The organism is Desulfotruncus arcticus DSM 17038, from assembly GCF_900113335.1.
GTDB lineage: Bacteria > Bacillota > Desulfotomaculia > Desulfotomaculales > Desulfallaceae > Desulfotruncus > Desulfotruncus arcticus.
The window spans coordinates 21,811-33,514 of record NZ_FOOX01000004.1 but is presented as its reverse complement, the minus strand read 5'-3'; the positions used below and the strand labels follow the sequence as shown (position 1 = coordinate 33,514).

Genomic DNA, 11,704 nt, shown 5'->3' with positions numbered 1-11,704 from the left:
TTCAGGAGTCAGAATAAAAGACGGTTTTTCGTCCCGAATTATTACGGATAATGAATTCTGAATACCTAAAAAGTAACAACAGGGAGGTCTAATATGAAGCCGGTTGCCAAAAAAAGAAAAAAAATGTTCCTGCTGATAGGCGCCGTGGTGATACTGGCGATAATAACCGCAGCTACTGTTTTAAACGGTGGAACCGAGGCGGAAACGGTGCAGGCCCGAACCGGAGACATAATCCGATCAGTTGAAGATACCGGTTATGTTCAGCCCGCCACCAATTACGACCTGCATGCCGTCCAGAACGCCAGAGTAGTACAAGTACCCGTTGATACGGGCCAACAGGTTAAAGCGGGACAGCCCCTGGTTGTATTGGAAAACCTTGACCTGTCGCTGCAAATTGAAGATACCCGCTCCCAACAGTCCCAAACGGCAGCCTCTATTTCCGCCGCCCAAGCGGCCGTGCAACGTCTAGAATTGGAATTGAAAAACGCCCGGGAAAACCTGGAGCGTTCCAAAGAGTTATACGAATCCGGGGCTGTCACCATGGTTGCTTTTGAAGAAGCCCGGCTCAAAGTGGAAACCCTGGAACAAAGCCTGCAGGAGCAGACATCACTGCTGGAGAGCGCCCGGGCCCAGGAAGCGGGCTTAAACCGGTCGCTGCAGGACCTCAACCGCAAAGAGGGGCAGCTGACGCTGCAAAGCCCCGTGGACGGCATAGTCCTGAGTTTGCCGACCAAACAGGAACAGGTGGTGACCCCCGGTACAGTGCTGGCCAGCGTAGCGGTGCCGGACAAACTTGAAATCAAGGCGGATATCCTCAGCGACGACCTGGGTGAGGTAAAGCTGGGGCAGCGGGTAAAAATCACCGCCCCGGTTCTTGGCACCAAGGCATTGTACGGCAAAGTCAAGGAAATATATCCTCAGGCCGAGGAAAAACAATCAGCCCTGGGGGTTATTCAGAGACGGGTGCCCGTTATCGTCACTTTGGCCGACCCGGCCAATCTGAAACCAGGTTATGAGGTCAAGGTGGCCATTGAAACCTCCACCCGGCGGGATGTACTGGTTATCCCCAGAGAAGCCGTGCGCACCCTAAAAGATGGCGGCAAAGAAGTAATGGTGGTAACAGATAACCGGGTTAAACACCAGCCGGTTAAAACAGGTATCGGAGACAGGGAGAATATTGAAATAACAAAAGGCCTTACGGCGGGAGACGTTATTATCCGGGACGGCAACCTGGATTTAAAGGACAACACCAGGGTCAAGCCGGTTGAAGGTTAACACATATTCAGGGGGAGACAGTAAGGCTGGATGCCATAATTTCTCTTGCCCTGAATTGAATTTCCTCAGGCAAGACAGATAAGATTAAATCAGTTATAAATGACAAACTTTCCCTAGTCTTCCCTTCGAACCGCAAAGTTAAAATAGGTTCTGTTATGGAAGGGCGGACCATTCCCCAGCAATCCTCCAATTCCACACGTACACCGTCCAGGCGTGAAAGGGGAAAACGGGAAAGCTTCCGGGCTATATCCGTGATTAATTCCTGCGGACTGCCAATAAAAGGCAGCCGTAAGTCAGGTGTAATCAGATACCGCGGAAGAGCTTTGTTCATCCGGGAAAGAGAGGTGCGATTCTCCCGGAGCAAATCCATCAGTACCAGCGAAGAGAAGATGCCGTCGTCAAAGCCCAAATCACGCCAGAAAAAGTGGCCGCTTAATTCCCCGGCCAGGAGAGCTCTGCTTTCCAAAAATTCATGTCCGACAAACCCGTGGCCCGAGCGGGCCATGCGGTGCGTACCCCCCAGGCGCGCAACCTCTTCGGCCACCACCAGCGAGCATTTGGTATCGTACACTATCACACCTTTTTCTCGGACAAGCAGGTGCCGGGCAAATAAAGCCAGCAAACGGTCATTCTCAATTGTCTGTCCGGTTTCATCCACAAAAGCCACCCGGTCCCCATCTCCGTCATAGGCGATGCCCACTGCGGCACCTTCCTCTGCCACACACCGGCTCAAAGTAATTAAATTCTCCGCAACAGCCGGATTTGGGGACCGGTTGGGAAAGCTGCCGTCTGGAATGCAATAAAGTTCTTTTACCCGGTAACCGAGAGAATGAAATATTTCCGGCGCTACCAGGGAACAGGTGCCGTTGCCGCAGTCCAGCACTATTTTAAGATTTCCCGGCTGAAAACGGCGGACTATTTCATCGCGGTACTGATGAAGCCAGGTATCGTCCCTCCGATAATTTCCCGATCCTTTGATAAAATTTTTTTGGACCATGGTTTGCTGTAAATAATCCAATTCTTCCTGATTAATCGGCCTGTTTTCCAATAAAAGCTTAAAGCCGTTATATTCCGGCGGGTTATGGGAAGCTGTAACCATTATTCCGGCAGCGCTACCTGTACGGCGAACAGCAAAATAAAAGGCCGGCGTGGTTAAAATTCCCGCGTCTGTGACCCGGCAGCCCGCGTTGACCAAACCACCACAAAGCGCCGTTTGCAGCGCAATAGTGCTTAACCGCACATCACCCGATACCAGCACCGTTTGTCCCCGGATTAATTTCCCCACCGACCGGCCCAAATCGTAAGCGTCTTGATCCGTTAGTTCCCTATTGTAGACACCCCGGATGTCACAGGGTTTAAAAATACTCATTATTTAAGAACCCCACGGTAAAATTTGTGCTGCCTCAGCCCGAGAAAGTTTGAGCAAACTTTCATAGTCATTAATCCGTCCCACGTCCCACCAGGGATAATCACGCGTATATCCATAGATAGGCGTGCCTTCTTGCAATAAGCGGGGGAAAATATCACTGGGTAGATCTACTTCTTGCTTCTCGGGATTAAATTTTTCTATATGTGAAAAGATACGCTTATCTAAAACGTAAGCGCCCGAGCTCACCGGCTGATTCAGATTTGGCCTTTCCTTAAATTCTTTAACCAGGTTATGCTCATCAATTTGAGCCGTTCCCACCTCCAGGTGGTAGCGGCTGGAAAAAGCAACGGTAACCGGACCCCCGTGGCCCTGGTGAAAATCCAGCAGCTCACGGTAATCCAGGTGGCATACGGTATCTCCCGGCACTACCAGAAAAGGTCCTTCTTCCTGTTGCAACAAGTTGCGGGCGCGCCAGATTTCCCCTGCCTTTCCGGCGGGTTCGGAACCACAGCTATAATCTATATTTACACCCCACCGTTCACCTTTGCCAAAATAATTCTCAATTTGTTCGGCCAGATAGCTTACTGCAATCACAAAATTTGTGATTCCGCAGGCAATTAAAGGATACAGGACCCATTCCATAAGCGGTCTGCCATGCAGCGGAAGCATGGGCTTGGGAACATAATTGGTTATGGGGCGTAAACGAGTGCCTTTGCCGGCGGCCAGAATCAGCGCCTTCAAAGAGTACCCCCCTTACCGGCCAGTTCTTCCACCATGGCAGCGGCTGCCGGCGCGCCGCCATACTTTTCACCCAACTTTTTTAACCTTTGCGCGTTGTCCCGAAAACTATGCTCATGTAAAATCTTTTTCACTGCTTCAGCCAGGGCGGTTGAAGTCAAACCTTTTTTATCCAATACGATACCCGCTCTGTTTTGAGCAAGAACATCCCCGTTATCTTCCTGCTCGGCCATGGAAGGCACAACTACCGCCGGCTTGCCGCAAGCAATGCAGGTCATCAGGGTGGATGACCCGCCGTGAAAAACTGTTACGTCACCGGCCTTGATCAATTCAGTGCCAGGTACGAAGCCGCGGATGAACACATTATCGGGCGGATCGCAACCGGCAAGCCGGTCCGGATCAATGGCCAGACCGGTGGAAATGACCCCGTTTACGCCCGCCAACTGCCGGAAGGCTTTTAGAACCAGGGCAAGAAAATCCTCCCCGATTAGCGGCGTACCGCCGCCGATGGTGACATAGGCCAGCGGCAACTCATTGTTCCCGGTATGACGGGCTTTCAGTTCTTCCTGCCCGGGCAAATTTTCCGGCGGCTCGGCCAGCAAAGGCCCGGTAAAACGGATCTTATCTTTTATAGCGGCAAACCCTGCTCCTGAAAGTTCCGGATCCGAATCGCCGCTAAGCTCGGGCATGCCTTCCATGATGAGCAGGTTTGCCGCATTTAGAAAATCAAAAGCATGTCCCTTTGACAGCCGCCGGGTCATGAAATCAGTCGTTTTTTTGCCATGCGGCTGAAGCAAAACCATCGCGCACGGGATATGAAATGTTTTAGCCGCAAGCGGACCGGTAAAATTGCCGCAAAGCATGACGTCAGGCTTTTCAACGCTGACAGATTCCTTCTCCGCTTCCGCCACCGGCTGGAATACTTCTTTCATACGAGCCATCATATCTTCCTGCCGTTCGCTGTCTGTTCCGGCTAAAATACCAATCGGAAAATCAATTTTAGGTATAGGTGGTAACTCAATAACATCAAGGTGGTGATCTTTAATTACAGAGACTTGTTTGTCCCCGGCAAGAACTTTCACTTCATGCCCCTTACGTTGAAGTGCCTTGGCCACCGCGATCACGCGCATGGTTTGCCCCAGGGCCGAAGCTACTCCCATCTGGGTAGTACATAAAACTTTCAATGTCCCGGCCTCCTTTCATTTCATGTACAATTAGCTGACTTCTGGACAAAAAATCATCCAGCAAGGTGTGAAGATATTCCCTGTAATGATAGCCAATAACCCCCCTGATTTCCGGCCGTGACGGGAATGTATTTGTTTCTTGAAATGTGGCTTTTAAAGAGCCCATGGTATTTCCCAAAATTACCGATGCTACCGGGTTGTGATAAGTTTTCATATACGTGTTGATAAACCCGGCGGACGAGGCGTCACCGCAACCGGTTGTTTCCAGTACCGGACCGATGCCTTTAACGACGGGTACGCTTGTCCAGAAGATATGGTTTTCCCTGCGCCAGGAAATTAAGGATGATTGATCCCCAAAAGTAATCCAGCAGGCGTTCAGCCCGAATTCAACGATACTTGCAGCAAATTGCGCAAATTCCTCGTATTTTTCCATGGGTTGACCGGCTACCCAGGAAGCTTCATTTTCATTCATTTTAAGAATATCAATACAGGTAAACCATTCCCGCGCGCCTGTCCATGTCTTTCTGAACCTTTCGCCAGTTTTACTTAACCCGGTTACCAAGCCGTGAGCATCGAGAAAGATGACCGCATTCGAAGAATTTCTCAGCTTTTGAACACATTCCAGGGGGATGTCGGTTTCGTTCAATGGCATCAGCAGAACTGCCTCGCACTCGGACAACAAATCCATTTCAGCTAAGGTCAAAGGAGGCATAACATTTATTTGACGGCTTCGGCGTTCTTTCTCATCGATGTAGGCTAGCTCAATTTCGGTCGTTCCGTTATTAAGGATACGCAAACCGGATAAGTTAATATTAGGATGGCGCAGAAGGGTGGAAACGGCCTCAAAATCTGCTGCTGATAGATGGGACAGGCAGATTACCTGATCTGTGCTGCCCTCAAGGAGCTTGGCCATAGCGCTGGCACTGTAAGCCACAGCTCCGTATTTTCCCATTTTTTCACCTATCGGCACAATAATATGATCCTTGGAGATTGGGCCGGCAATGCCAAATCTCATGGCTATTCACTCCTTCATCCGCCCGTTCAATTCCTACCCTACGACAATTCATCTACAAAGTTAAATTAAGCCTGCTACTCTAAACAGGCAAGGTTATTTTTCCCCTGGATGACGAGCAGTATGTTTAATTTAAACAGAAAAACAAAATGACCAACAAAAATCATTGGTCATCCGGCTAATGTTACAAAAAGCTATTGGTTTATCTTAGGGGCTTTCCCAAACAAGGAAATCAATAAAGTTTCCTTTTCCCTGTTTAAAACGATCTTCTCCATTTTGAGGGCCCCCCTTGCATATGTATAATTCGTAACAAACGATTCACGGAAACACTAGTTATAGATGGTTGCAAACAAAGCATTTTCCGGTTTACTAATTGCGATTTATTACCATGCCGGAGATCTTTTAGATGAAGCAACAGTTTTAAAAGTAAATAGTAGTGGGTGGTTGTATCTTCATAAATTAACGGCAGTAATATCACTGCTTGGCATAACTATTCATGTTTTGTTACATACCAGGTGGATTAAAATGCTTTTCAAGAAGAAAACACTTAGGAGCGCCAATAAAACTACTAAAATAACAGTTTCGTTATTAATTGCGTTCATTGCTACATCCCTAACCGGAATTATCTGCTGGCTGACCCTGCCAGCTCATGTACGTCTCGAGGCATTTGAAATAGCTGAAATATATGAAAAAATAGGAATTATTTTAACTGTTTTATTTATTTTTCATTTCGTTAATCACTGGCGGTGGATAGCCAGGAAATTTTCTAATTGATATGACATATTCTGTTCACGAGACTGAACCATAGATTCGCCTAACTTGCTAAATATTTTTGGAAGCTTCTATTCATTATTTTGTAATAGTTATTCAGGATAATAACCTTGAATATATTTGGGCGGTTATTTTTTTTATGGCCAACAGGGCTCACCTATGAAAAAATCCTTATCTCCTCCAGCACGCAAACAACCCTGTTGACTGGTACCCCCATTATAGTAAAAACTCATATCGCCTGCGACCGTATAGGATACGGCGAATCTCCACCTGTTTGCCGTTTACAACATAAAACACCAGATAGTTGTAAACTATCAGTGCGCGATAGCCCTTCGCCCTCAACACAGGGCTTTTCATCAAAGGACACCGCTCAGGCATCTGCGACAGCGAACCGATACCTTCCACAATTTCATCGTACAGTTTGAGCGCGGCATCCGGGGAAAGCTCGTTAACATAGTCTACAATGTCCTGCAAGTCCTGTTTGGCCGAAGGAAAGAGCAATAATCTATACTTTTCCATGAACACTTTCCCTCAGTTTTTTCGCGACTTTTAAAAAGTCCTCGCCGGCAGCGCCGTTGGCAATCTCAGCCTCGGCTTCAGCCAGCTTTCCGTAGAGCTCAATTAGTGTCTGCTGCCTCTCGTATGTTTCTATACTCATAACCACCATATCGCCTACGCCGTTTTTGGTGATAAAAACCGGCTCACGCTCCCTGTGACAAAACTCCGAGATTTCATTGGCGTTATTCCGCAAATCCGAAATTGGTCGTATGTTTGGCATGATAACCCTCCTTGCTATCAATATCTATGCATTAAATATAGCATAATTTTGAGAGCTAATCAAACCAATGTCTGCACTTCAAACTATATAATAAGTTGAGTAAACTTCCTTTACTGTGAAAAACCTGTCTAAGAATTAATCTTTTACTTCATCAACTGCACAGCCTGATCAAGTTGCTCATCTCCAGGCAAGTCATCCCGGTTTTCCACCACAACGTCAGGTTGGATTCCTTAGTTGTGGATATCATTTTTATCTGAAGTGAGGTAGCGTGCGGTGGTTAGCTTTAACCCAGCCCCGTTGTCCAGTGGAAAAAGTGTCTGCACAATGCCTTGCCAAATGGAGTGGTACCGACTAGAACGCCGGTTTCGGTGTCTTGTATAGCACCGGCCAGAATTTCGGCGGCGCTGGCGCTATATTCATTTACCAGCACTGCCAGCGGTAACTGCAGGTAACTGTCGTCCACATTCTTTACGTCCTCATCACCGGAACGATAATCTATATACACTATTGGCCCTTTGGGGACAAAATTATCCGCTATTTGAGTGGCAGCAACCAGTTCACCACCGGGATTGTCCCGCAAGTCAAGAATGATTCCACGTATGTCTTGCTCCAGCAAACCGGCAAGTGTTTGCAGGATTTCATTTGGAGTTTTCTCAGTGAATTTGGAGATCATGATATAACCGATCCGGGAATCTGACAGTATTTTACTCTCCACAGTTGGGATAATGATTTCTTCCCTGGTAATCTCGAACTGAATAGGCTCATGCCTGCCCTCGCGCAAAACAGACAACTCAATCTGCGCCCCTACCGGGCCTCGCATTAATTTGCCAGCCGTTTCCAGGCCTATGCCCCGCACGTCATGGTCATCGATCTTAAGAATTCGGTCACCGGCTTGCACACCGTTCACGTAAGCCGGCGTATCCTTATAAACTTGCATTACGGCGAGTAAGCCGTCTTTAACCCCTGCCAACGGTATCCAATCCCGCGCTATTTGGCTTAATGACTTGTGCTTAATAATTTACATTAAACATTAAAGGGAAAAAAATATTATTCCACCCAATTTTCAAGAGATATATTAGGGATTCTGCTAAATTCTTTCGTATTATTTGTTACCAGGGTTAAATTTTCAGAAAGTGCATGTGCGCCTATTAGTAAATCATATGCTCCGATAACTTGCCCTTTTTTTTCAAGTGTTGCACGAATCTCACCAAATTTAACTGCAGATTTATCAGAGAATGGTAGAATTTCTAAAGGAGTCAGAAATCCAGCTAAAGCAATTTTATTTCTCTCGCGGTGTTGACTTTTTTCTGCTCCGTATTCAAGTTCGGCTAGCGTAATTGCAGAAATACATACAACGCCGATTTTAAGTTTCTTTAAGGTGTCAAAGACTTTGCGAGGTTTTTTCTTGATTATATAGATACATATATTTGTATCAAGCATAAATTGCATTTTTAAAGATCATCCCGCTTTTGTATTTCCGGTTGTTTTCTATCAGCTAGAAAGTCATCGGTAAAATACGTTATACTTGACTCAAAAGTTTTCCAAACACTATCTTTCGGAATTAATATTACAATATCATCAATTTTTTTAACAAATACTTCAGAATCTTTAAAGCGGTATTCTTTCGGCAGACGCACTGCTTGACTTCGACCATTTTCAAAAATTTTAGCAATATCCATGATATTCCTCCTTCAACGAGGTATATACCATAGTATATACCTCGTTGAGTTAATTGTCCAAAAATATTTGGTAATAACATCTATTCCGTAAATACCAGCAAACTGATGTTTTTACCATATTGATATTTCTCGCTATAGAAATTACTCCGCCATTTTTTATGCCCGTCTTTGCAGATAATTTTCAAAGAGATATAATTGAATAAATAGCAAATATCCAGAAAAATGAAATCCCCGTTAAATTTAGGAGGATGAAACAATGAATACTTTATTTGCACCTGTTAGCATAAAGAATATGGCGATAAGAAATCGATTTGTTAGGTCAGCTACTTATGACGGTTTTGCAGATAGTAACGGTCGTGTTTCTGCCGGACAAATGAAGCTTTTTTCAAATCTTGCTGATGGCGGCGTGGGTTTAATCATAGCAGGCATAGCTTACGTTCATCATACCGGTCAGATATCACCGTTTCAGAACTCTATCGCAGGGGACGAGTTTATTTCCGGTTATATAAAATTAACAGAAGCAGTTCATGACCGGGGTGCTAAAATTGCTTTGCAAATTTTTCATGGTGGAAGAGAAGCCAAATATTTAAGAACAAAAGGCAAACTTCCTTTAGCTCCCTCAATTATTGAAAACGATCCATATTATAAGGGTGAATACCGGGCGATAACAGATAACGAAATCCAGGAGATTATTGCGGCTTTTGGCGATGGAGCACGTAGAGCAAGAGAAGCCGGGTTTGATGCCGTCCAGGTTCACGGTGCCCATGCCTACCTCTTAAGTCAGTTTCTTTCACCTTATACAAACTGCAGGCAGGATCAATGGGGCGGGAATCTTGAAAACCGTCTTCGTATTTATAGCGAAATATACAAGGACATCAGGAAAAAAGTTGGAGAGGATTATCCTGTATTCATAAAAATTGGAGTACAAGATGGTTTTTCCGGTGGACTTGAGTTCGATGAAGGAATACAGGTCGCCAAATTCCTTGCTAAATTAGGTTTTGACTCTCTGGAAATCAGCCAGGGTTTAAGAGGTGAACGATATGAAGGCACTGAATACAAAGCCCATATCAATAGCCTTAATAAAGAGGCATACTATCGTAATTGGTGCCGGGAGATAAAAAGCCAAACAGATATTCCAATCATGATGGTTGGTGGTTTAAGATCTTTGTCTCTTATGAAAGAGATTATTATAAACAAAGAGGCCGATTTCATATCACTATGCCGTCCCTTGATATGTGAACCAGGCCTAATTAACGATTGGAAAACTAATGAACAAAAAAAAGCAAGGTGTATTTCTTGTAATAAATGCGTTAATGAAATTTACAAAGGAAGACCGATTTCTTGTATCCAAACAACTGGGATAATAACCTCAAATGGTCGTCAGGAATAAACGAAAAAGCCTTGGGCAGACGACCGGAGCTTTCTGCTTCCTATAAAGGAATGATTGAAAGTAAAAGGTATGTGGTATATATTAGTCATTAAGTATGCTGTTAAATCGGTTTGTTGCTTTGATATATCCGACCAACTCCTTCGTTAACAGACCAATCAGGAATCCGGTTGGCACAGAAAACAGCAGCATAAAGGGCAGGTAGAAAAAAATCCCGGCAAATCGGAGAATCAAGGCTGCCATAACCAACTGACCCAGATTATGGGCTGCAGCTCCGGCAATGCTGATTCCAACCATGCCTAAACCTTTAAAGAAACGCAGCAAGAGCCCCATCATGAGAGCAGCGGTTACAGCTCCTGAAAAACTCATAAAAAAACCCATGCCGAATAAGGTTCCACTGAGCAGAGAGCCGAGAATTGCCCGCAGGACGGTGATTTGTAAGGCAGTCTTAAAATCGAAGACAATCAGAGCCAGCAAGGTAATAATATTGGCCAAACCCAGCTTGACTCCGGGTATGGGCAGCGGGTTGGGCAACAAACTCTCCAGAAAATGAAGAACAGACGCTTGCGCTACCAGTATGGCGATAACGGCCAGTTTCTTTGTCGATGTCATGTTTTCTGTAAATTCCATTGACCCTGGCTCTCCTTTCCCGCTTGCACAAAATTCATATCGGACTGATCGGACAGAAATGGACAAAGGAGAATTTTTGATGACCGGAATGAAGCTGGGGCAATTTGTATATGGGAGTTCTTTTATTCATGCATTGGACCCCCGAACAAAAATATTGTGCTGCTTATTGGTTATTATTTCTGTTTTCCTAAGCTACACCTGGTATTACTTGCTTTTTTATCTACTATTAATGACAGGCGCCATTCTTTGCGCCGGTTTGAATTTAAGATTTATTGTGAGCAGTTTGCTGAAATTAAGATACCTGCTTCTTTTTACTTTCCTCTTCCAGGCGTTTCTCACGCCGGGCCAGGCGGTTTTCCTGGTGGGGAAATTAAGTATGACCAGAGAAGGCCTGATCTTAGGGGCAGTCAATATCTCCCGGCTGCTTATATTGTTTTTGGGCTCCATGGTTTTACTCATGACGACCTCCCCGCTCAAGCTGGCGGCCGGAATAGAATTCCTTTTACGACCTTTAAGCAAATTAAAAATCCCAATTTATAATCTTACCACCATTCTCAGTATCTCTTTTCGTTTTCTGCCTATTCTGTTTGAAGAGGCGGCAACCATAAAAAATGCCCAAAAATCCCGGGGAGCCCCCTTTGACTCCCCCCAAATCGGGATCCGGATCAAAGCCTATACCGCAATTCTAATCCCGCTGTTTGAAGCTTCACTGGCCAGAGCAGCAGACCTGGGTGAAGCAATGGAAAGCAGGTGTTTTACGGGACATCCCAATAAATTGCGGCTAAACAGTCTAAAAATGACGGGCCTGGATATCCTGGTGCTGTTCCTGATGGTTATGCTCTCATTTGCCGGTATCATCATGACGATTCTCATGGAGTAAG

13 protein-coding genes and 1 pseudogene are annotated in these 11,704 nt (G+C 45.5%); 4 read left to right on the top strand and 10 right to left on the bottom strand.

What is annotated here, in order from left to right; genetic code table 11:
• Positions 1 to 93: 93 nt before the first annotated feature.
• Positions 94 to 1,275, top strand: a complete 1,182-nt coding sequence (locus BM056_RS06740) for an efflux RND transporter periplasmic adaptor subunit (protein ID WP_092470023.1) — start codon at positions 94 to 96, stop codon at positions 1,273 to 1,275.
• 7 nt (positions 1,276 to 1,282) lie between these two features.
• Here BM056_RS06740 and BM056_RS06735 read toward each other — a convergent pair whose 3' ends face one another.
• From BM056_RS06735 to BM056_RS06720, 4 genes are read right to left on the bottom strand one after another with little or no spacing between them, the layout of a single operon-like run.
• Positions 1,283 to 2,644 (bottom strand): phosphomannomutase/phosphoglucomutase, encoded by a 1,362-nt coding sequence (locus BM056_RS06735; RefSeq protein WP_092470021.1) that lies wholly within the window; start codon positions 2,642 to 2,644, stop codon positions 1,283 to 1,285.
• A 3-nt stretch (positions 2,645 to 2,647) separates the two neighbouring features.
• Entirely contained in the window at positions 2,648 to 3,385 is a 738-nt protein-coding gene (locus BM056_RS06730; protein WP_092470020.1) for a nucleotidyltransferase family protein, read from the bottom strand.
• Positions 3,382 to 4,566, bottom strand: a complete 1,185-nt coding sequence (locus tag BM056_RS06725) for a glycosyltransferase (RefSeq protein ID WP_131820737.1) — start codon at positions 4,564 to 4,566, stop codon at positions 3,382 to 3,384. Before BM056_RS06725 ends, BM056_RS06730 begins: the two co-directional genes overlap by 4 nt.
• Positions 4,475 to 5,581, bottom strand: coding sequence for a carbohydrate kinase family protein (locus BM056_RS06720; RefSeq protein WP_092470016.1), 1,107 nt, complete (start codon positions 5,579 to 5,581; stop codon positions 4,475 to 4,477). The genes BM056_RS06725 and BM056_RS06720 overlap by 92 nt, the downstream gene beginning before the upstream one ends.
• A 336-nt stretch (positions 5,582 to 5,917) precedes the next feature.
• Between BM056_RS06720 and BM056_RS06715 the strand changes: the two genes are divergently transcribed.
• On the top strand, positions 5,918 to 6,352 hold the full coding sequence (locus tag BM056_RS06715; protein WP_092470014.1) for a hypothetical protein: 435 nt from the start codon (positions 5,918 to 5,920) through the stop codon (positions 6,350 to 6,352).
• Between the two features lie 213 nt (positions 6,353 to 6,565).
• On the opposite strand, the gene BM056_RS06710 is transcribed toward BM056_RS06715, so the two are convergent.
• The 5 genes and pseudogenes from BM056_RS06710 to vapB form a co-directional block, all read right to left on the bottom strand.
• Positions 6,566 to 6,868 (bottom strand): type II toxin-antitoxin system RelE/ParE family toxin, encoded by a 303-nt coding sequence (locus tag BM056_RS06710; protein WP_092470012.1) that lies wholly within the window; start codon positions 6,866 to 6,868, stop codon positions 6,566 to 6,568.
• On the bottom strand, positions 6,855 to 7,127 hold the full coding sequence (locus BM056_RS06705) for a type II toxin-antitoxin system Phd/YefM family antitoxin (protein ID WP_092470010.1): 273 nt from the start codon (positions 7,125 to 7,127) through the stop codon (positions 6,855 to 6,857). The genes BM056_RS06710 and BM056_RS06705 overlap by 14 nt, the downstream gene beginning before the upstream one ends.
• A gap of 230 nt (positions 7,128 to 7,357) precedes the next feature.
• A pseudogene (locus BM056_RS06700) lies at positions 7,358 to 8,064 on the bottom strand (S41 family peptidase).
• Between the two features lie 110 nt (positions 8,065 to 8,174).
• Positions 8,175 to 8,576, bottom strand: coding sequence for a type II toxin-antitoxin system tRNA(fMet)-specific endonuclease VapC (vapC, locus tag BM056_RS06695; RefSeq protein ID WP_092470008.1), 402 nt, complete (start codon positions 8,574 to 8,576; stop codon positions 8,175 to 8,177).
• A gap of 2 nt (positions 8,577 to 8,578) precedes the next feature.
• Complete coding sequence (gene vapB / locus BM056_RS06690; RefSeq protein ID WP_092470006.1) at positions 8,579 to 8,806, bottom strand: type II toxin-antitoxin system antitoxin VapB; 228 nt, start codon at positions 8,804 to 8,806, stop codon at positions 8,579 to 8,581.
• A 256-nt stretch (positions 8,807 to 9,062) separates the two neighbouring features.
• Here vapB and BM056_RS06685 point away from each other — a divergent pair, with 256 nt between their 5' ends.
• Positions 9,063 to 10,196: an oxidoreductase gene (locus BM056_RS06685; RefSeq protein ID WP_092470004.1), complete on the top strand. Its 1,134-nt coding sequence runs from the start codon at positions 9,063 to 9,065 to the stop codon at positions 10,194 to 10,196.
• An 81-nt stretch (positions 10,197 to 10,277) separates the two neighbouring features.
• Here the strand turns inward: BM056_RS06685 and BM056_RS06680 are convergent, their stop codons facing one another.
• Entirely contained in the window at positions 10,278 to 10,823 is a 546-nt protein-coding gene (locus BM056_RS06680) for a Gx transporter family protein (protein ID WP_092470002.1), read from the bottom strand.
• Between the two features lie 79 nt (positions 10,824 to 10,902).
• On the opposite strand from BM056_RS06680, the gene BM056_RS06675 reads away from it, so the two are divergent.
• On the top strand, positions 10,903 to 11,703 hold the full coding sequence (locus BM056_RS06675) for an energy-coupling factor transporter transmembrane component T family protein (RefSeq protein WP_092470000.1): 801 nt from the start codon (positions 10,903 to 10,905) through the stop codon (positions 11,701 to 11,703).
• Position 11,704 lies beyond the last annotated feature (1 nt).

What these genes read in the sequence shown, in the direction of transcription:
- BM056_RS06675 (WP_092470000.1), top strand. Translation starts at nt 10,903, where the DNA reads ATGACCGGAATGAAGCTGGGGCAATTTGTATATGGGAGTTCTTTTATT.
- vapB (WP_092470006.1), bottom strand. Translation starts at nt 8,806, where the DNA reads ATGGATATTGCTAAAATTTTTGAAAATGGTCGAAGTCAAGCAGTGCGT.
- BM056_RS06680 (WP_092470002.1), bottom strand. Translation starts at nt 10,823, where the DNA reads ATGGAATTTACAGAAAACATGACATCGACAAAGAAACTGGCCGTTATC.
- BM056_RS06705 (WP_092470010.1), bottom strand. Translation starts at nt 7,127, where the DNA reads ATGCCAAACATACGACCAATTTCGGATTTGCGGAATAACGCCAATGAA.
- BM056_RS06685 (WP_092470004.1), top strand. Translation starts at nt 9,063, where the DNA reads ATGAATACTTTATTTGCACCTGTTAGCATAAAGAATATGGCGATAAGA.
- vapC (WP_092470008.1), bottom strand. Translation starts at nt 8,576, where the DNA reads ATGCAATTTATGCTTGATACAAATATATGTATCTATATAATCAAGAAA.
- BM056_RS06735 (WP_092470021.1), bottom strand. Translation starts at nt 2,644, where the DNA reads ATGAGTATTTTTAAACCCTGTGACATCCGGGGTGTCTACAATAGGGAA.
- BM056_RS06720 (WP_092470016.1), bottom strand. Translation starts at nt 5,581, where the DNA reads ATGAGATTTGGCATTGCCGGCCCAATCTCCAAGGATCATATTATTGTG.
- BM056_RS06740 (WP_092470023.1), top strand. Translation starts at nt 94, where the DNA reads ATGAAGCCGGTTGCCAAAAAAAGAAAAAAAATGTTCCTGCTGATAGGC.
- BM056_RS06715 (WP_092470014.1), top strand. Translation starts at nt 5,918, where the DNA reads ATGGTTGCAAACAAAGCATTTTCCGGTTTACTAATTGCGATTTATTAC.
- BM056_RS06710 (WP_092470012.1), bottom strand. Translation starts at nt 6,868, where the DNA reads ATGGAAAAGTATAGATTATTGCTCTTTCCTTCGGCCAAACAGGACTTG.